The following is a 17,162-nucleotide window of genomic DNA, read 5'->3' on the forward strand; positions in this document are numbered from 1 at the left end:
TAAAGCAGGAGCGCGGCGGTTTCCGTTTGGCGGCTTTGTTTCGGTTCGTCTTTCCCGGCGGGGATGAGCCTGCGTTTTCGCTCCCAGTCATCGTGTGTATCGACGGCAATCGCGCGGGTATGACTTGCGCATTTACACATAAGTTATAGGTTTTAACTCGCGTTAATAGAAGTAAATAACACCTTTTTATTGTCCTTTAGGGAAATCTTCATCGCCTCCTGTCACGGTCGCCCAGGGTTGGGTTGAGTAATGGGTGAGCGTAGCAATGACCGATGCCTATCGGCCTAGGGTGAAATACGTGATCGGGCCCGATGGGAGCCCGTTGACCATCGCGGACCTGCCGCCGCCGGACACTCGACGCTGGGTGATACGGCGCAAGGCGGAAGTGGTGGCGGCGGTGCGCGGCGGGCTCATCAGCCTGGAAGAGGCGTGCAAGCGCTATACGCTCACGGTGGACGAGTTCCTGTCGTGGCAGGCCTCTATCGACCAGCACGGCTTGCCCGGCCTGCGCACGACGCGCATCCAGCATTATCGCAATTAACGCCTCTGCCGCCGGCGGGCGGGCTGCACCGGCCGCGCGGTTCAGGCCGGCGCGTGCGCGGCGATGAAATCGGCGAGGCGGGTGCCGCACGCCTCCGGCGGGCCGACGTTTTCAAGCAGCAGATCGGGCTGAAGGTCGATCTGCGGCGCCCGCTCCAGGCGCTCGCGGATATCGTCCTCCGCTTCCCGCCCGCGCAGGGCGAGGCGGGCGGCGCGCACCGCGACCGGCGCGCTCACATGCACCACGAACAGGCGCGAAAAACGCCTGCGCGCCTCCGGCAAGGTGGCGCGCGAGCCGTTGGCCACCACCACATCGCCCGCGCGCACCTGCGCCGCCACTTCCGCCCCGAGGGCGTAGGAAAGGCCGTGCGCCTGCCAGGAGAGGGCGAATTCCCCCTGCCGGGCGGCGAAATCTTCGACGCTCAGCGTGCCGTGTTCCTCGCCCGCGCCCGCCGGGCGGGTCACGAGCCGGCGCGCGAAATGCACCCGTGCATTGTCGCTCAGGCGGGCCCGGGCGATGTCCAGCAGCGTGTCCTTGCCGGCGCCGGAGGGGCCGACCACCAGGATCAGCGCGCCGGGACCGAGCGGTTCCGCCCCGCGTGCCATCGCGTCCTGTGCCATCGCGTCCTGCGCCACCTTCATGCCACGCGCCGCCCCTCGCGCCACACGGCGGCGGCCACCGGCAGTTCGCCCGCGAGGCGCACCCGCACCAGATCCGCCCGCTTGCCCGGCGCGATCTCGCCGCGATCGGTCAGGCTCGCCGCGGCGGCGGGCGTGCGGGTGACCATGGCGACGGCTTGCGGCAAGGTGATCTGGCTTTCGCGCTGGGTCAAATCGAAGGCGGCCCACAACAGGCTGGACGGCACATAATCCGACGACAGGATATCGAGCAAGCCCGCCTGCGCCAGGGACTGGGCCGAGACATTGCCGGTGTGCGAGCCGCCGCGCACCAGATTGGGGGCGCCCATCAGCACCCGGATGCCGGCGGCATGGGAGAGGCGGGCGGCATCATGGGTGGTGGGGAATTCGGCGATGGCGACGCCGTCGCCGATGGCCTCCTCCACATGCGCCTCGGTGCCGTCGTCATGGCTGGCCAGCACGATGCCGCGCGCGCGGGCGACGGCGACGAGGTTCGCCCGGTTCTCGCGTGCGTAGCGGGCGTGGAAGTCCAGGCGCGCGGCGACGATGATGTCCATCTCGTCGTCGGTGATGCCGCTCTTCTTCTTATAATAGCTGCGGAACTGGTCGATGGTGGCGAACTGGCGCTGGCCCGGCGTGTGGTCCATCAGCGAGACGAGGCGCACGTCGTGCGCGTCCATGATCGCCTGCGCTTCCTCCACCACCGTGTCGGTCGCGACCTCGCAGCGCAGATGGATCAGATGATCGGCGCGCAGGGCGCCCGCCGCGCGGGCCTCGGCCAGGGCGGTGGCGAGCAAAGGCGCATCGCCATCCATGCCCACGGCGCGCCGGTCCGGCCATACCCGGAGCGAATCGAACACGGTGGTGATGCCCGAGGCGGCGATCTGCGCATCATGGGCGAGCACGGCGGCCACCGGGTTCCAGCGCACCTTGGGGCGGGGCGCGAGATGGCCTTCCACATGGTCGGTATGAAGTTCCACGAGGCCGGGCAGCAGATAATCGCCCGCGAGATCCTCGGCGCCCGCCGGCACCGCGCCGGTGCCGATTTCGACGATCAGCCCGTCGCGCACGCGGACATGGCCGCTCAGGACCTCGTCGGCCAGCACGATGCGGGCATTGGCGAAAACGCTCTCGCCGGTGGAAGGAACGGACATGGCTGGGCCTTTTCATCGCATCGCCGCGCGCGGAGGCGCACTCCGGCGGCCGGCGAAAGGGGAGGCCGCGCCTAATGCGCGGCGGAAAAACCGGAAACGTCCACGACCTGGTCGGCCACCGCCTCGCGCACCTCGCCATCATGGAAGATGCCGAGCATGCCGATCCCGGCCGCCTTCTTCTCGCGGATCAGGTCGATCACCACGGCGCGGTTGGCCGCGTCGAGGGAGGCGGTGGGCTCGTCCAGCAGCAACAGGTCCTGGGCGCCGATGAAGCCGCGGGCGATGTTCACCCGCTGCTGCTCGCCACCGGAAAAGGTCGCGGGCGGCAGGCCCCACAGGCGCTCGGGCAGATTGAGGCGGGCGAGAAGGGTTCGCGCCCGCGCCAGGGCGGCATCGGCCGCAACCCCCTCGCCGCGCAGCGGCTCGGCCACCACGTCGAGCGTGGAAACGCGCGGAATGACCCGCAGGAACTGGCTGACATAGCCGATGCGGTCGCGCCGCAGCCGCAGCATCCGGCGGGGCGCGGCGCGGGCCACATCCACCTGCTCGGCACCGTCGGCTATCAGGATTTCGCCGGCGTCGGTGCGATAATTGCCGAACACCATCTTGAGGATGGAGCTTTTGCCGGCGCCCGAGGGACCGCCAAGGGCGACGCAGGTGCCGGCGCGCACCTCGAAACTCACGCCTTCCACCACCGGCAGGCGCATGCCGTCGCGCAGATGCAGGGTGAAGGCCTTGGAGAGCCCGCGCACCTGCAAGAGCGGGACAGCCGGCGTGCGCGCGTCGCCTGCGGCCGGCGTAAGGGAGATATGGGTGTTCATGGCGCGGGCTCCTTATGCCGCCAGCACGGAGGAGACGAGCAACTGGGTATAGGGCTCGCGCGGATCGTCGAGCACCTGGTCCGTCAGCCCTTCCTCGATCACCCGGCCGTGGCGCATCACCAGGATGCGGTGGGAGAGGAGCCGCGCCACGGCAAGATCATGGGTGACGATGATCACCGCGAGGCCGAGATCGGCCACCAGCGAGCGCACCAGGTCCAGCAGGCGCGCCTGCACCGAGACGTCGAGGCCCCCGGTGGGCTCGTCCATGAACACGAGGCGCGGGCGGGTGACGAGATTGCGGGCGATCTGCAGGCGCTGGCGCATGCCGCCGGAGAAGGTGCGCGGATCGTCGTCCATGCGGTCCCGGGCGATCTCGACCCGGTCGAGCCAGTCGCCGGCTTCCGCGCGGATGTCGCCATAATGGCGCCAGCCGACCGCCATGAGCCGTTCGCCCACATTGCCGCCGGCCGAGACCGCCATGCGCAGGCCCTGTTCGGCATGCTGGCGCACGAAGCCCCAGTCGGTGCGCAGCAAGAGCCGCCGCTCGGCCTCGGAGAGATCGGCGAGATCGTGCATCGCGCCGTCGCGCATGCGGTAGGAGACGGTGCCGGCGCTCGGCGCAAGCTCGGTGGAGAGCAGGCCGAGCAGCGTCGACTTGCCGGAGCCGGATTCCCCCACGATGGCCACCACCTCGCCGGGATGGACATCGAGATCCACGTCGCGGCAGCCGAGGCGGGCGCCGTAATATTTCGTCAGGCCGCGCGCGCTGAGCAGCGGCTGATCCTCGTCCGCAAGGGCGTTCATGCCGCCTCTCCCGCAAGCTCGATATGGAAGCTGACGCCGTGCCGCCGAAAGCCGAGCTGTTCGTAGAAGGCGTGGGCCCGCTCGCGCTTCTGGTTGGAGGAGAGGACCAGCTTGTAGCAGCCCTTCTCCGCCGCATGGGCCATGGCGACGCGCATCATTTCCCGGCCGATGCCGGCGCCCTGCATGTCGGGCGCGACCACCACGTCCTCGACGATCGCCGAAGGGGCGCCGAGATGGCCGAGATTGATCATGATGAGCAGCGCGAACGTGCCCACCACCGTGCCGCCGGCCTCCGCCACATAGAGCTTGTAGTCGGGATAATCGGCGAACCGGCGGAACAGGGCCTTGGCATCCTCCAGCGGCAGCATGGCGCCGTCGTCCATGCCGGGCTGGGCATAGAGCGCCAGCACCGCCGGCAGGTCCGCTTCGATCGCCTGGCGAACCGTGAGAGTGGGGGCGTCGCGCACGCTCATGCGGCGTCCTCCGCGGATTCATCCCGCGTCGGCACGTCCTCCACCGGAACGCCGAGCTCACCCACGTGGCCGGCCTCGCGCCGCTCGGCGCAATAATCGGTGTCCGAGCACACGAACATGCGCCCGCCCTTGTCGTCGAGCACCACCTCGTCGAGATAGACGCCCCGCGCGCCGCAGAGCGCGCAGGGCTTCGCGAAATGCTGGACCGTGAAGGGATGGTCCTTGAAATCCAGCGACACCACGCGGGTGTGCGGGGGAAGCGCATAGATGCGCTGCTCGCGCCCGGCGCCGAACAGCTGGAGCGCCGGGCTGTCGTTCAGCTTGGGATTGTCGAATTTCGGGATCGGCGAAGGGTCCATCACATAGCGGCCCGACACCGACACCGGATAGGCATAGGTGGTGGCGATATGGCCGTGGCGGGCGATGTCCTCATAGAGCTTCACATGCATCAGGCCGTAATCGGCGAGGCCGTGCAGCTTGCGGGTCTCGCTCTCGCGCGGCTCCAAAAACCGCAGCGGCTCGGGAATCGGCACCTGATAGACCAGCACCTGCCCGGCGTGGAGCGGGGCTTCCGGCACGCGGTGGCGGGTCTGGATGATGGTGGCATCCCGCGTGCGGGTGGTGGTGGCCACCCCGGCCGTGGTCTCGAAGAAGCCCCGGATGGCGACCGCATTCGTGGTGTCGTCCGAGCCCTGGTCGATGACCTTCAGCACGTCGTCCGGCCCGAGGATGGAGGCGGTGACCTGCACGCCGCCGGTGCCCCAGCCATAGGGCATGGGCATCTCGCGGCTGGCGAACGGCACCTGATAGCCGGGAATGGCGATGGCTTTGAGGATCGCCCGGCGGATCATCCTTTTGGTCTGTTCGTCCAGATAGGCGAAATTATAGGTGATGGCCGGCATCTGGCTCATTCCGCCGCCTCCGCTTGTTCGCCCGCGTCCCCGGCGGGCTGGGCGTGGGTCGCGCGCATGCGGCGCACCAGGTCCAGCTCGGCCTGGAAATCCACATAATGCGGCAGCTTCAGGTGCTCGACGAAGCCGGTCGCCTGGACGTTGTCCGAATGGGAGAGCACGAATTCCGCATCCTGGGCGGGGGCGGATTTCTCCTCGCCCAGCTCGGCATGACGCAGGGCGCGTTCCACCAGGGCCATGGACATGGCCTTGCGCTCGCTCTGGCCGAACACGAGGCCGTAGCCGCGCGTGAATTGCGGCGGCACCTGCGCCGAGCCGTGGAATTGGGTCACCATCTGGCATTCGGTGAGGCTGATTTCGCCGAGCGGAACGGCAAAGCCCAATTCCTCCACGAACATGCTCACCTCCACCTCGCCGATGCGCACCTCGCCGACGAACGGATGGGTGCGGGCATAGCCGCGCTGGGTGGAATAGCCGAGCGCCAGCAGGAAGCCCTCGTCGCCCCGCGCGAGATTCTGGAGGCGCACCGAACGGTCGGCGGGAAAAGAGAGCGGGGCGCGGGTGATGTCGCCGGGCTCCGTGCCGTCGTCCGGCGGGGAGGCCTCGATCAGCCCTTCCTCGCCCAGCAGATCCGTCACGCGCGCCATCCGAACGGGTGGCTCGGCCGGCGTCACCGAAGGCGCAACCGGCATCGCGGCCTGTTCATTCGCTGGAGTGGCGGCGAAGGTCGCGAGGCTCGGATCCAGCAGGCGGTGGGTATAGTCGAAGGTCGGCCCCAGCACCTGCCCGCCGGGCAGATCCTTGAAGGTGGCGGAGACCCGGCGGCGCACGCGCATGGCGCCGGTTTCCACCGGCTGGGCATAGCCGAAGCGCGGCAGGGTGGTGCGGAACGCGCGCACCAGGAAGATCGCCTCGATCACGTCGCCCCGCGCCTGCTTGAGGGCCAGCGCGGCGAGGCTCCGATCATAAAGCGCGCCCTCGGCCATCACGCGGTCGACGGCGAGGGTGAGTTGCTCGGCGATCTGGTCGATGCCGATCTCCGGCACCTCGGGATTGCCGCGCCGGGTCTCGGCGAGCAGGGCATGGGCGTTGCGGATGGCGGCCTCGCCGCCCTTTACGGCCACATACATGGCTCAGGCCTCCCCGATGACGCGCGCCGAGCGCGGCAGGCCGAGCACGGCCCACGGCGCGACGAGGATGAGGTCCACACCCAGCGGAAACAGCTGGCGGTTGGCGGCGAGACGGGCGGAAAAATCGCCGGGCAGGGGCGCGGCGGCGAAGCCCACGCGAGTCTCGATGCCCGGCCCCTCCAGCATCAGCTCCCCTTCGCCCAGGGTGTCCACCTGCACCACCAGCGTGGTGGAGCGGTCTGGATAATCCGGTTCGCCCAGGGCGAAGCGCGCGAAATCCGGCAAGGCAGCGCCGTCGGCGAGAAGGGCGAAGCGCGCCGCGTCCGGCGCCTCGACCAGCGGCGCGGAGGTGTGGAAGCGCAGGAAGGCGGCCACCGCCGGCGCCGCCGCCAGGGCGGGGTCCAGCCATACCGGCGTCTCGTAATCCAGCAGCGCCAGGGCGATGGCGGCCATCTCGGGCGAGAGCGGCGCGGGCGGAGCGAGGCGAGCGGTCAGCGGCACCGGCTGGCCGGGCCGGGCGAGCGCCCACATCACCGCCTTGAAAACCTCCTGGGCCTCGCGCGGGGCGTCGGCGAAGCCGGGCGCCAATGCTGTGGCGGGCATTAATCTTCTCCCCGGACCATGGTGAAGAAATTCACCTTGGTCGCTTCGGTCTTGGCGGCGCCCTGCGTCACTTCATCGTCAAGGCGACGGCGTACATGGGCAAGGGCCAGTTCCACGGCGCTGCGCAGGGCTTCGTCCTGCCACAGGGCATCGAGGATGGCGGCGGCTCGTGCGCGTTCAGGCTCGCGCCCGAGCATGTAGGAGACACCGGTGGCCCCCGCTTCGAGTTGCACCGCCGCACGCGTCACGGTGGCTTCGCCCAGGTTGAAGGGCGAGCCATCTCCGCCGACGCGGCCGCGCAACATGGCGAGGCCGACATCGGGCGCCCGCAGCTCCCGCAACGGGGGTAGGGGCGCGAATCGCTCGACGGCCGCTTCGAGCTCGTCCTGGGTGGCGCGCGAAAGAAGGCGCATCATCTCGATGCGGCGGGCGGTCGCGGCGTCCGGGCTGTCGTTCATTGCGCACGATCCTCGGGTCAGGTGCAGCGCGATCTGCCGTTTGGAGGTAGCGTGTTGTGCCTCTGGAAATAGTTTGTATAGTGATATATACAAATAAGCAAGGCACGCGGGCAAAGCGGGCGCAAAAATGATGGGAACGGTGACGACCATGGACGAAATGGGTCACGCTGCGATGACAGATGTGGTGGATGTGGATGTGAAGCGCGGGTCGGGCATCGCGCTCTGGAAACAGATCGCCGAGCGCCTAGAGGGCGAGATCAATTCCGGCCTCCATGCGCCGGGGGCGCGGCTGCCGGTCGAGGCGGACCTCGCGCTGCGCTTCGGCGTCAACCGCCACACGGTCCGGCGCGCGCTGGCCGTGCTGTCCGAGCAGGGGATGATCGAGGCCACCGCCGGGCGCGGCACGTTCGTGAAGGATACGCCGTTGCGCTATCCCATCGGCACGCGCACGCGCTTCTGCGAGATCGTGTCCGCCAACGGGCGCGAGCCGTTCGGCCGCTGCCTCGGCTCGGCGGTCGAGCCGGCGAGCCGCGAGGTGGCGGCGGCGCTCGAGATTCCCGAAGGCACGCCGGTGCTCGCCATCGAGACCATCCATGAAGCGGACGGCGTGCCGATTTCCTGCGGGCGGGCCTATTTTCCCCAGTCCCGCTGCCGCGACCTCGACCTCGTCTATGCCGCCACCGGCTCGCTGACGCGGGCGCTCTCCACCATCGGCATTCTGGATTTCCGGCGCCGGGAAACCCGCGTGTCCGCCCGCCCGGCGAACGAGACCGAGCAGGAACGCTTGTCGCTCAGCCCCGGACGGGCTGTGATGGTGGTGGAACGGGTGGATGTGGAGGCCAACGGCACGCCCCTGCAATGGGGACGCTCCAGCTTCGCCGCCGACCGGGTCCAGCTCGTCATCAAGCCCTGAGAGCGTTTATGACCAAGATCGAGACCCGCGCGGCGCTGCGCGCCCTCTACAAGCCCGCGCACGGTCGCTCCGTGGCCAAGGAAATTCACCGGCTTGATGCTCATTGCCGCCAGTTCATCGGCTTGAGCCCGTTCGTGCTGCTGGCGACCGGGGGCGCCGACGGGTCCATGGACGTGTCGCCGCGCGGCGACCATCCCGGCTTCGTGGCGGTGGAGGACGACACCACGCTGCTGTTGCCCGATCGGCCCGGCAACAACCGGCTCGACAGCCTGGAAAACATCCTGGAGCGCCCCGGCGTCGGGCTGCTGTTCCTCATTCCCGGCGTGGACGAGACCTTGCGGGTGAATGGGCGGGCGGAGATTCATGCCGACGCGGCGCTGTGCGCGCGCTTCGCCGTGGCCGGAAAACTGCCGGCGAGCGTGCTGAGGATCGCGGTCGATTCGGCCTATCTGCATTGCGCCAAATCGCTCATGCGCTCGGCCCTGTGGAGCCAGGAGGCGCAGATCGAGCGTTCGGCCCTGCCGACCATGGGCGAGATGCTGAAGGACCATGCCGGCCTGGAGGCGCTGCCGGAGACGCAGGAAGACATGCTGCGGCGCTACGCGAGCCTGCTCTACTGAGCGGCGGAGCGGGTTCAGATGGTCGTCAAGTCGGCAGAGCGAGCGGCTCGGGCCCGCTCCGCTTCGAGGCCATCCGGTGAAGTGAGCGGGCCGAAGGACCGCCGGCTCTTCGCCTCATCGGGCGTGCACGCCGTGGCCGGCGTTCACCTCAAGGTTTTCAGATAGGCGATGACAGCCGCGACCTCCTCCGGCTTCTTCAGGCCGACAAAGGCCATCTTGGTGCCGGGGACCGTGTCTTTGGGACTGGCCAGGTATTTAGTAAGGGTGGCGTCATCCCACGTGAGTCCGGAATTCTTCATGGCGGGGCTGTACTGATAGCCCGCGACACTTCCGGCCTTCATGCCGACGATCCCGAAGAGCGACGGTCCGATGGCGTTCCTGCCCGCTTCGATCTTATGACAGGCCTTGCATTGATTGAAGGCCGTAGGCGGATCGCCGGCCTGGGCGGTCGCGGTGAGCAGCAGGAGCGCCACGGCAGCGCCTCCAGACATTCTGAGCATGATAACCCCCTCTGGATTGGCTGTTTTTCATCCACCCGCGCCCTGCATGAGGGGCGGATGTGGCCCAAACGCCCGAAGGGTAGCCCCCCTTTTGATCGCCCGGCCGGCCGCTTGCGTAGCTTCCACACTGGAACCTGTCCAGAGAACGCAACATTGAGCGGGCGAAAAGATTTTGGCCGCGTGCGCCAGCCGGTGGTGACGCGATTTCTTAAGGGGAAACCGCATTCCACTTTTGGTCGGCTGAAAGCGCCCGAGCCGCTGCGGGAGCCGCCTCAGACCACGTCCTTGCGGCCGATGATGGCGAAGCGCAGGCGCGAGGAGATGAAGTCGATCACCGCCACCATCACCAGCATCATGAGGATGAGGAAGCTCACCTTCTGCCATTCCAGCACCCGGATCTGCTCCACCAGGTGAAGCCCGAGCCCGCCCGCGCCGACGATGCCGACGATGGTGGACTGGCGCGAATTGCTCTCGAAAATATACAGCACCTGGCTGGTGAGCACCGGCATCACCTGCGGCAGCAGGCCGAAGCGCACCGCATCCAGCGCCGAGCCGCCGGTGGAAAGAATGCCTTCCACCGCCTTGCGGTCGGTGGCCTCGATGGCCTCCGAAAACAGCTTGGCGAAAATGCCCACGCTGGCGGTGGCGATGGCCAAGATGCCGGCGAACGGGCCGAGGCCCACGACCGTCACGAAGATCAGCGCCCAGATCAGCCGGTCGATGCCGCGCAGAACGTCCAGGAACCGCCGCACCAGCATGTGGAGGAAGAAGTTCGGCACCACGTTGCGGGCGGCGAGGAAGCCGAGCGGCAAGGCGATCACCGCGCCGCAGAAGGTGCCGAGGAAGGCGATGGACAGGGTTTCGCCGAGCGCGTGGATATAGAGCGGAAATTGCGTGCCGGGATCGGGTGGCACCATCAGCGTGAGGAACAGCCACAGCTGGCGGATGCCGCTGCCGATGCGGGCGAAGCTGAATTCCAGCTGCCACATGGCATAGATCGCCAGCAGCGCCAGCACCGCGATGGAGCCGGCGGTCCAGGCGCGTCGCGCCAGCGAGGGATGGAAGATCTGCGGATGCAGCGCCGCGAGACGGGCGCGGTCGGCGGCATCGGGGGCGAGGCGCGCGCGGCTCATGAGCGGCGCTCCGTTCCCAGCAGCGAATGGCGCACCCGCTCGGTGACGAGGTCGATGATCACCACCGTGCCGATGATCAGCAGCAGGATGGCGGAGACATCGGAATAATAGAATTTGCGGATCGCCTCCACGAGGTCCTGCCCGATGCCGCCGGCGCCGACGAAGCCCATGATGGCGGCCTCGCGCACATTCTCTTCAAACCGCAGCAGGCCGTAGGAGGCGAAATTGGAGAACACCTGCGGCAGCACCGCGAAGCGCACGGTCTGCACCCAGTCGGCGCCGGAGGCGGTCGCCCCGTCCACCGGCTTCATGTCGATATTCTCCACCACCTCGGCGAACAATTTGCCGAGCGCGCCCATGGTGTGGATCGACAGCGCCAGCACGCCGGGCATGGGCCCGAGGCCGAACGCCACCACGAACAGCAGGGCGAACACGATCTCCGGCACGGTGCGGCAGAATTCCAGGAAGCGGCGGGTGCCGAGGCGGATCCAGGGCGAGCGCACGAGGTTCGCGCTGGCGAGAAAGCACAGGCAGAACGCACCGATGCCGCCGAACAACGTGCCGAGATAGGCGATCAGGATCGTATCCCACAGCAGTTTCAGCCAATGGTCCAGGTTCCAGAACCATTCGCCGAGGTCGGTGGCGAGATTGGCGAAGGTGAGCGTGGGGGTGATGTCGCGGAAATAATTGCCCAGCCGGCCCGCATTGGCCGCGAACACGCTGAGCTTGACCTCGCCCATCCAGGACGAGAGCGCGATGCACACCACGATGACGGCAAGGCCGATATAGACGTGACGGCGGCGCGAGGCCATGGCCGCCGCATAATGGCGGGCCAGCGGCGCCAGCTGCTCGGCCGGCAGGGTCGCGAAGGCGTGGGGCAGGGGAAAGGGCATCGTGTGTTCGTTCCGGACCTGCGGGAGCGGACGGCCCGCCGGAGCGGGCCGTCCTGTCGGCGTCAGGACGCCTTCTTCTTGCGCAGTTCGTCGACGAACTTGTTCAGCTCGATGATCGGCTGGTAGGAGGTGTTGTCCACCGGCTGCCACACCAGCTGCTTGCCTTCATAGATCTTGTCGAAGGCGGCCTTGTCGTTCTTCTCGATGTTGAAGAAGGCGTCGCGGATCTTCGCCTTCAGATCGGCCGGCAGGCTGTCGAGATAGGCCAGCGGCGAGTTCACGATCTGCTCGGACTTGAAGATGATGCGGAAGTCCGCGTACTTCGCCATCCCCTTGCGATCCATGCGCATGAGGTTGGATTCGTTCTCGTCGTTCCACCAGTTGAAGGCGGCGTCGCAGGTGCCCTGCTGCACGGCGATCACGGCGTTCTCGTGCGAGCCGGCATAGACCACCTTGCCGAAGAACTGATCGGGGGTGATGCCCATCTTGTTCATGGCGAAGCGCGGCACGTTGTTGCCGGAGGTCGAGTTGGGATCGACCAGGCAGAGGTTCTTGCCCTTCAGGTCCTCGATCGACTTGTAGGGGCTGTCGGCCTTCACATAGAGCACCGAATGATAGCCCTTGGTGCCGTCGGCGTTCACTTCGATGGCGAAGGCCTCAATCTTCGCGCCGGTCATCAGGGCGCGGGCGAAGGAGGAGGGGCCGTAGGAGGCGATCTGGATGTTGCCGGCGCGCTGGCCCTCGATCACCGCCGCATAGTCATTGGCGATGCGCAGGGTCACCTTGGTGCCGAGTTCCTTGCTGAGATAGTTCATCAGCGGGGTGTAGCGCTCGGTCACGCCCGAGGCGTTTTCCGCCGGGATGATGGCGAACACCAGCTCGGGATACTGGGCCTTCCAGTCCTGGGCATTGGCGCTGCCGGCGAGGCCGGCGGTCATCGCCACCGCGGTGGCGGCGGCGATCAGGGTACGACGGGTCAGCATGTCTCGCTCCTTGAGGATGCGGGGTATGGAGGCGGGGTACGAAAACGCTTGAAATCACGCGTACTTCTGGAAAACCGCGCGCGGCTCCGGGCTGCGCGGGGAGGCGTTCGCATGCGCTGTCGAAATCACGCGCGCGCCAGGGGCGTGCCCGTGCTGGCGCCCGGCCGCCAACTGGCGCGGCCGCAGCGGGCGGGGGTCACACGGCGGCGGCTCCCGGCGCCAGGGCGGGTTCGAATTCCGGCTCGGCGGCGGCGCCTTCGAGATCCATCACCTCGCCGGCCTCGAGGCCGTAGAGTTCGCGCGCGACCCCCTCGGTCAGGGCGGCCGGCGCGCCGTCGAACACCACACGGCCGGCGGCCATGCCCACGAGGCGGTCGCAATAGGTGCGGGCGAGGTCGAGCGAGTGCAGGTTGCACAGCACGGTGATGCCGAAATGCTTGTTGATGCGCAGCAGCGCATCCATCACCACCTTGGTGTTGCGCGGGTCCAGCGAGGCGATGGGCTCGTCCGCCAGGATCAGGCCCGGCTCCTGCACCAGGGCGCGGGCGATGGCCACGCGCTGCTGCTGGCCGCCGGAGAGGCTGTCGGCGCGCTGGGCCGCCAGTTGGGCGATGTCGAACTGGTCGAGCGCGGTCAGCGCGATGGCCTTATCCTCCTCGCTCCAGATCTTGGAGAGCGCGCGCCAGCGCGGCATGGTGGAGAGGCGGCCCATGAGCACGTTGGTGAGCACATCGAGCCGGCCCACCAGGTTGAATTGCTGAAAGATCATCGCGGCCTGGGCGCGCCACAGGCGCAGCTCCCGGCCCTTCAGCGCCGTGACGTCCACGCCGTCATAGCGGATCGCCCCGCTGCTGGACGGCTGGAGGCGATTGATCATGCGCAGCAAGGTGGACTTGCCGGCGCCCGAACGGCCGATGACGCCGATGAAGGCGCCCTGGCCGATCTCGAGGTTGACATCCGATACGGCGACCTTTTCGCCAAATCGGCAGGTCAGCCCTTCGATCACCATCATCTGGTTTGCTCCGGTGCTTACCGGACATTTCCTTAAGCGGGCGCCGCAACAATCTTATGACACTGGGGTGATCGGGCACCGTCGCGGCCTTGCAAATCCTCTAAGGTCGCGCTTCATGCAATTGTCATTCACGTCACAATCCGACCTAAAAGCCTGATTGTTGGGACAAAACTACATTTGATGCCAAGGGCCTAAGGCGAGAGGCCAATCGCCCTTGCGCGCCCGCTGTGCTCCGGGCGGGCGGGGCTGCGGGAGGGGGCGGAACGGGTCGGAGAGGCCGGGAAGGCGGATCCCACACCCGGCGGCGATGCCGCGCTACCGCCGGGCGACTATAGCGCGGGGCGACGATAGCGCGGAGGGAAGATAGTGCGGGCGAAGATAGCCCGGGCGACGATACTGCGAGCGGCGATGCGGCCGGGGCGATTCGACTGCGCCTCGGCGCGAACCTCCCGCATCGGAACGGGCGCCCGGCGCAGGCCGGCTGGGTTGTGAGGCACGCGGCGCCGGAGAATTTCTCTCCAGCGCCGCGCCGATCGACCTGCCCTTCGCGATTTTTGGTCTTTTACGAAGGCGGCTTGAGCGTGTGGCCAAACTCAGATCATGCCCAGGAGCACCGCGCCGATGACGGCGAAAGCGGTACTCACCTTCAGCATGTCGAGTATCGAGCCCAGGTCCACTTCTCAAGTCCCTTTTTGGTCGATCTCCGCGCGAAGCTTAGCAAAGACCAAAAAATGGAAAAGCAAATAACGCTGCCGCAACGCGGTGCATTATCCTGCGCCGCAGCGTCTGTTTTCGAGAAGTGAACGATACCATCCACATGGCGGTATCGCACTGCACATCGGGCTTTTTTGATATATTGTATTTCAGCTTTGCAGCGCGCGTTCGGCGAAGGCGGCGACGGTCAAGGCGGTCCGATCCCGGCCAAAACGCCCCACGATCTGCACCCCCATGGGCATGCCGTTCGCCCCCGAAAGGCCGGTCACATTCACCGTGGGCGTGCCCATCAGCGTCCACAGCCGGTTGAAGATGGCGGACCCGGTGCTGCCATAGCCTTCCGGCGCCGTGCCGGGGGCGGAGAAGGTGAGGATGGCTTCATAATCGGCGAAGAAGTCGCCCAGCCGCTGGCGCGCGCGCTTGGCGGTGCGGCGCGCGGAATCATAGGCATCCGGCTGCACCGCGGCGGCCTGATCCAGATGCCGGGCCAGCAGCGGGGAGAGCAGGTGGCGCGCGCGGTCATATTCGTCGGCGAAGGCGATGGCGCCCTCGAAATCCTGGATCGTGGAATGGATCGCGTCGGCCGCCTCCAGTTCCGCCGGCAACGCGACTTCGCTGACGCTCGCGCCCGCCGCCGCGAGGATGCGCGCGGCCTGGTCCAGCGCCGCATGGGCGTCGGCGGAGGCCTGGTCGGCGCGCACGGTGCGGATCACCGCGATCCGCGGCGCCTGCGCCACCTCGCTGCCGATGTCGAGATCGCGCCCGGTGAGGCCGGCGGCGGCGAACGCCACGTCCTGCACCCGCGCGCCGAACAGGCCGATGGTGTCGAGATGCCAGGAGAAGGTCTTCATGCCCATGGTGGGCAAGGTGCGGAACGTGGGCTTGTAGCCGGTGACGCCGCAATAGGAGGCCGGACGCACCACCGAGCCGCCGGTCTGGGTGCCGATGGCGAACGGCACCATGCCCGCCGCCACCGCCGCCGCCGAGCCGGCGGAGGAGCCGCCGGGCGTATGGCTGAGCCGGCGCGGATTGCGTGTGACGCTCGGCTCCAGGAAGGCGAATTCCGTCGTCACCGTCTTGCCGAGCAGCACGCCGCCGCCGCGCCGCGCCTGGCTCACCACCGGCGCGTCGCTGGTGGGGCGGTGGCCGGCATAGATGGGCGAATTATACGCGGTGGGCAGGTCGCGGGTGTCGAGAATATCCTTCACCGCATAGGGCAGTCCGGCGAGCGGGAGATCGGCCTTGCCCGGCGCCTGCGCGGCGGTGCGCGCCGCCGCGAGGTCGAGCACCGCGAACGCCTGGACCTGCGCTTCCTGCGCCGCGATCGCCTGCTCGCACAGATCCACCAGATCGAGGGGCGTCAATCGGCCGGATCGCACGTCGTGGGCAAGGTCGCGGGCAAGGAGCATGGGAAGGTCTTTCTTTTGGGTCTTGAACGATGCGCGCTCAGGGGCGCGAGAGAATGTGGCGGCCGGTCCGCGCGGCCTCGTCATAGACGCGCGTGTCGCCCGGACGTTCCGAATAGCAGGTGGAGGCGACCACCGGCTTGCCGGCGGCGATCAGATCGGACACCGTCACGAACCCATAGCCTTTCGCCCGCAGCGCCGGGATCAATTGCCTGAGAGCTTCCGCCGTGTGCTTGCCGCGCCCGTTGGCATGCATCAGCACGATCGAGCCGGGGCGGATCGCGCGCAGCATGTTCTGCGCCATCAAGCTCGCGCCGAGAAAGGCGGGGTCGGCGGAATCCACGTCCCACTGGATCGCCAGATGGCCGGTCTCGTTGACGTGGCCCATGGATTCCACACTGCACGAGCCATAGGGGAAGCGGAACAGGGCCGGGCGCGCGGGCACCTTCTCCAGCATGCAGCCGGCCTGCGCGGCGGTGGCGCGGGTGAGGGCGAAGGCGGTGTCGGCATCGTCCACCTGCCGCGACATGGCGTCCCCGGTCTTCACCGCGAGATTGGCGTGGGACCAGGTGTGGTTGCCCATCTCGAAGATCGGATCGGCGAGGATCTGGGCGGCGCGGTCGGGATGGCTGACCATCCATTTGCCGCCGCCGAAGAAGGTGGCGGGCACCTTCTCGGCACGCAGGTAGTCCACCAGCGCGCCGTCATAGCCGGAGACCTCGCCGGAGGCCTCGCACAGATCGAAAGTGAGGGCCACCAGCTTCACCCCCGCCGGCAGGTCCACCCGGCGGATCGAGCCGGAAAGGGCCGCCGGCACGGGCTGCGCCGGGGGCAGGCGAACATCGGGCAAGGATACGGGGGCGCTGGCGCGCCGCACGATCTCCTCGCCGGCACGGGCGCGCAGGGCGTCGGGCGCATAGCAGGCGGGTGCGGCGTGGGCGGGCGCGATCAGCGCCGGCGCAATTGCGGCCGGCACCGCGCAGGCGAGTGCCAGGAGGCCGGTGGCGGCGGCGCGCCGCGCGCGGGCGGAGCGGAACGGACGGGGGAGAAACAGGGGCATGGTGCGGTGGGAGTGGCATGGTCCGCCCAGCCTCGCAAGTCTTACCCGCGCAAAGCTGCTCTTACCGGCGCAAAGCTGCGCGCCCGGCCTTGCCGCCGGCGCAGCCCGCCGCCGGGCGTCCCTTGCGTCCCTTGCGGAAGCCGCCGGGTACGCTGAAGATCGGCGCCCTCTTGGGACCGATCGATATTCAGGGCTTGACCCCGTTCGGGAGGGATCGTCCTGCACGGGCTGGTCCCGTGCATCCACGCGGCACCGCTGGCACCGGCTCTTCAAGGCCTGTACGTTCGGCCCGGCGCGGATGGCCGGGACACGCTCGGCCATGACGACCGGCGAAGGAAAGACAATCGGGCGCACCCTACGTCAGGCGCCTCGACGATCGACCGCCGCTGAATATC

19 protein-coding genes are annotated in these 17,162 nt (G+C 68.0%); 3 read left to right on the forward strand and 16 right to left on the reverse strand.

Going from position 1 to position 17,162, the window contains the following annotated elements:
* Positions 1-265: 265 nt before the first annotated feature.
* Positions 266-541, forward strand: a complete 276-nt coding sequence (sciP, locus tag V5F84_RS08590; RefSeq protein ID WP_348847339.1) for a CtrA inhibitor SciP — start codon at positions 266-268, stop codon at positions 539-541.
* Positions 542-582: 41 nt separating this feature from the next.
* Here the strand turns inward: sciP and phnN are convergent, their stop codons facing one another.
* From phnN to phnG, 9 genes are all read right to left on the reverse strand, one after another.
* On the reverse strand, positions 583-1,182 hold the full coding sequence (gene phnN, locus V5F84_RS08595; protein ID WP_394044237.1) for a phosphonate metabolism protein/1,5-bisphosphokinase (PRPP-forming) PhnN: 600 nt from the start codon (positions 1,180-1,182) through the stop codon (positions 583-585).
* The gene (locus V5F84_RS08600; RefSeq protein ID WP_394044238.1) at positions 1,179-2,333 is read right to left on the reverse strand and encodes an alpha-D-ribose 1-methylphosphonate 5-triphosphate diphosphatase; all 1,155 of its coding nucleotides are present in this window, start codon (positions 2,331-2,333) and stop codon (positions 1,179-1,181) included. The genes phnN and V5F84_RS08600 overlap by 4 nt, the downstream gene beginning before the upstream one ends.
* 71 nt (positions 2,334-2,404) lie before the next feature.
* The gene (phnL, locus tag V5F84_RS08605) at positions 2,405-3,154 is read right to left on the reverse strand and encodes a phosphonate C-P lyase system protein PhnL (protein WP_394044239.1); all 750 of its coding nucleotides are present in this window, start codon (positions 3,152-3,154) and stop codon (positions 2,405-2,407) included.
* A 12-nt stretch (positions 3,155-3,166) separates the two neighbouring features.
* Positions 3,167-3,958 (reverse strand): phosphonate C-P lyase system protein PhnK, encoded by a 792-nt coding sequence (gene phnK, locus V5F84_RS08610; protein WP_394044240.1) that lies wholly within the window; start codon positions 3,956-3,958, stop codon positions 3,167-3,169.
* Positions 3,955-4,431: a GNAT family N-acetyltransferase gene (locus V5F84_RS08615; RefSeq protein ID WP_394044241.1), complete on the reverse strand. Its 477-nt coding sequence runs from the start codon at positions 4,429-4,431 to the stop codon at positions 3,955-3,957. The genes phnK and V5F84_RS08615 overlap by 4 nt, the downstream gene beginning before the upstream one ends.
* Positions 4,428-5,333 (reverse strand): alpha-D-ribose 1-methylphosphonate 5-phosphate C-P-lyase PhnJ, encoded by a 906-nt coding sequence (locus V5F84_RS08620; RefSeq protein ID WP_394044319.1) that lies wholly within the window; start codon positions 5,331-5,333, stop codon positions 4,428-4,430. The genes V5F84_RS08615 and V5F84_RS08620 overlap by 4 nt, the downstream gene beginning before the upstream one ends.
* A 5-nt stretch (positions 5,334-5,338) precedes the next feature.
* Entirely contained in the window at positions 5,339-6,472 is a 1,134-nt protein-coding gene (locus tag V5F84_RS08625) for a carbon-phosphorus lyase complex subunit (RefSeq protein ID WP_394044242.1), read from the reverse strand.
* 3 nt (positions 6,473-6,475) lie between these two features.
* Positions 6,476-7,075 carry a phosphonate C-P lyase system protein PhnH gene (phnH, locus tag V5F84_RS08630; protein WP_394044243.1) on the reverse strand — a complete coding sequence of 200 codons (600 nt, stop codon included), beginning with the start codon at positions 7,073-7,075 and terminating at the stop codon, positions 6,476-6,478.
* A complete protein-coding gene (gene phnG / locus V5F84_RS08635) occupies positions 7,075-7,533 on the reverse strand; it encodes a phosphonate C-P lyase system protein PhnG (protein WP_394044244.1) in 459 nt (152 codons plus the stop codon). The genes phnH and phnG overlap by 1 nt, the downstream gene beginning before the upstream one ends.
* Positions 7,534-7,681: 148 nt before the next feature.
* Between phnG and phnF the strand changes: the two genes are divergently transcribed.
* Complete coding sequence (gene phnF, locus V5F84_RS08640; protein WP_394044245.1) at positions 7,682-8,446, forward strand: phosphonate metabolism transcriptional regulator PhnF; 765 nt, start codon at positions 7,682-7,684, stop codon at positions 8,444-8,446.
* A gap of 8 nt (positions 8,447-8,454) precedes the next feature.
* A complete protein-coding gene (locus V5F84_RS08645; protein WP_394044246.1) occupies positions 8,455-9,066 on the forward strand; it encodes a pyridoxamine 5'-phosphate oxidase family protein in 612 nt (203 codons plus the stop codon).
* Between the two features lie 143 nt (positions 9,067-9,209).
* Here the strand turns inward: V5F84_RS08645 and V5F84_RS08650 are convergent, their stop codons facing one another.
* The 7 genes from V5F84_RS08650 to V5F84_RS08680 all read right to left on the reverse strand — a co-directional run bounded on the left by V5F84_RS08650 (position 9,210) and on the right by V5F84_RS08680 (position 16,767).
* Positions 9,210-9,539, reverse strand: a complete 330-nt coding sequence (locus tag V5F84_RS08650; protein WP_394044247.1) for a c-type cytochrome — start codon at positions 9,537-9,539, stop codon at positions 9,210-9,212.
* Between the two features lie 299 nt (positions 9,540-9,838).
* Entirely contained in the window at positions 9,839-10,699 is an 861-nt protein-coding gene (phnE, locus tag V5F84_RS08655) for a phosphonate ABC transporter, permease protein PhnE (protein ID WP_394044248.1), read from the reverse strand.
* A complete protein-coding gene (phnE, locus tag V5F84_RS08660) occupies positions 10,696-11,592 on the reverse strand; it encodes a phosphonate ABC transporter, permease protein PhnE (RefSeq protein ID WP_394044249.1) in 897 nt (298 codons plus the stop codon). The genes phnE (V5F84_RS08655) and phnE (V5F84_RS08660) overlap by 4 nt, the downstream gene beginning before the upstream one ends.
* Before the next feature lie 62 nt (positions 11,593-11,654).
* Complete coding sequence (gene phnD / locus V5F84_RS08665) at positions 11,655-12,575, reverse strand: phosphonate ABC transporter substrate-binding protein (protein ID WP_394044250.1); 921 nt, start codon at positions 12,573-12,575, stop codon at positions 11,655-11,657.
* Between the two features lie 196 nt (positions 12,576-12,771).
* Entirely contained in the window at positions 12,772-13,587 is an 816-nt protein-coding gene (gene phnC, locus V5F84_RS08670) for a phosphonate ABC transporter ATP-binding protein (protein WP_394044251.1), read from the reverse strand.
* A gap of 863 nt (positions 13,588-14,450) precedes the next feature.
* Positions 14,451-15,710 (reverse strand): amidase, encoded by a 1,260-nt coding sequence (locus tag V5F84_RS08675; protein WP_394044252.1) that lies wholly within the window; start codon positions 15,708-15,710, stop codon positions 14,451-14,453.
* Between the two features lie 37 nt (positions 15,711-15,747).
* Entirely contained in the window at positions 15,748-16,767 is a 1,020-nt protein-coding gene (locus V5F84_RS08680) for a polysaccharide deacetylase family protein (RefSeq protein ID WP_394044253.1), read from the reverse strand.
* Positions 16,768-17,162: the final 395 nt, after the last annotated feature.

The sequence above is a fragment of the Roseixanthobacter liquoris genome (assembly GCF_043195135.2).
Classification (GTDB): domain Bacteria; phylum Pseudomonadota; class Alphaproteobacteria; order Rhizobiales; family Xanthobacteraceae; genus NCEH01.

Bases quoted from the DNA above. Each gene is read 5' to 3' on its own strand.
- V5F84_RS08645 (WP_394044246.1), top strand. From the start codon at position 8,455: ATGACCAAGATCGAGACCCGCGCGGCGCTGCGCGCCCTCTACAAGCCC.
- V5F84_RS08600 (WP_394044238.1), bottom strand. From the start codon at position 2,333: ATGTCCGTTCCTTCCACCGGCGAGAGCGTTTTCGCCAATGCCCGCATC.
- V5F84_RS08625 (WP_394044242.1), bottom strand. From the start codon at position 6,472: ATGTATGTGGCCGTAAAGGGCGGCGAGGCCGCCATCCGCAACGCCCAT.
- sciP (WP_348847339.1), top strand. From the start codon at position 266: ATGACCGATGCCTATCGGCCTAGGGTGAAATACGTGATCGGGCCCGAT.
- phnD (WP_394044250.1), bottom strand. From the start codon at position 12,575: ATGCTGACCCGTCGTACCCTGATCGCCGCCGCCACCGCGGTGGCGATG.
- phnC (WP_394044251.1), bottom strand. From the start codon at position 13,587: ATGATGGTGATCGAAGGGCTGACCTGCCGATTTGGCGAAAAGGTCGCC.
- phnK (WP_394044240.1), bottom strand. From the start codon at position 3,958: ATGAACGCCCTTGCGGACGAGGATCAGCCGCTGCTCAGCGCGCGCGGC.
- phnH (WP_394044243.1), bottom strand. From the start codon at position 7,075: ATGCCCGCCACAGCATTGGCGCCCGGCTTCGCCGACGCCCCGCGCGAG.
- V5F84_RS08620 (WP_394044319.1), bottom strand. From the start codon at position 5,333: ATGCCGGCCATCACCTATAATTTCGCCTATCTGGACGAACAGACCAAA.
- V5F84_RS08680 (WP_394044253.1), bottom strand. From the start codon at position 16,767: ATGCCCCTGTTTCTCCCCCGTCCGTTCCGCTCCGCCCGCGCGCGGCGC.
- phnE (WP_394044249.1), bottom strand. From the start codon at position 11,592: ATGCCCTTTCCCCTGCCCCACGCCTTCGCGACCCTGCCGGCCGAGCAG.
- phnL (WP_394044239.1), bottom strand. From the start codon at position 3,154: ATGAACACCCATATCTCCCTTACGCCGGCCGCAGGCGACGCGCGCACG.
- phnN (WP_394044237.1), bottom strand. From the start codon at position 1,182: ATGAAGGTGGCGCAGGACGCGATGGCACAGGACGCGATGGCACGCGGG.
- V5F84_RS08615 (WP_394044241.1), bottom strand. From the start codon at position 4,431: ATGAGCGTGCGCGACGCCCCCACTCTCACGGTTCGCCAGGCGATCGAA.
- phnE (WP_394044248.1), bottom strand. From the start codon at position 10,699: ATGAGCCGCGCGCGCCTCGCCCCCGATGCCGCCGACCGCGCCCGTCTC.
- phnF (WP_394044245.1), top strand. From the start codon at position 7,682: ATGGACGAAATGGGTCACGCTGCGATGACAGATGTGGTGGATGTGGAT.
- V5F84_RS08675 (WP_394044252.1), bottom strand. From the start codon at position 15,710: ATGCTCCTTGCCCGCGACCTTGCCCACGACGTGCGATCCGGCCGATTG.
- phnG (WP_394044244.1), bottom strand. From the start codon at position 7,533: ATGAACGACAGCCCGGACGCCGCGACCGCCCGCCGCATCGAGATGATG.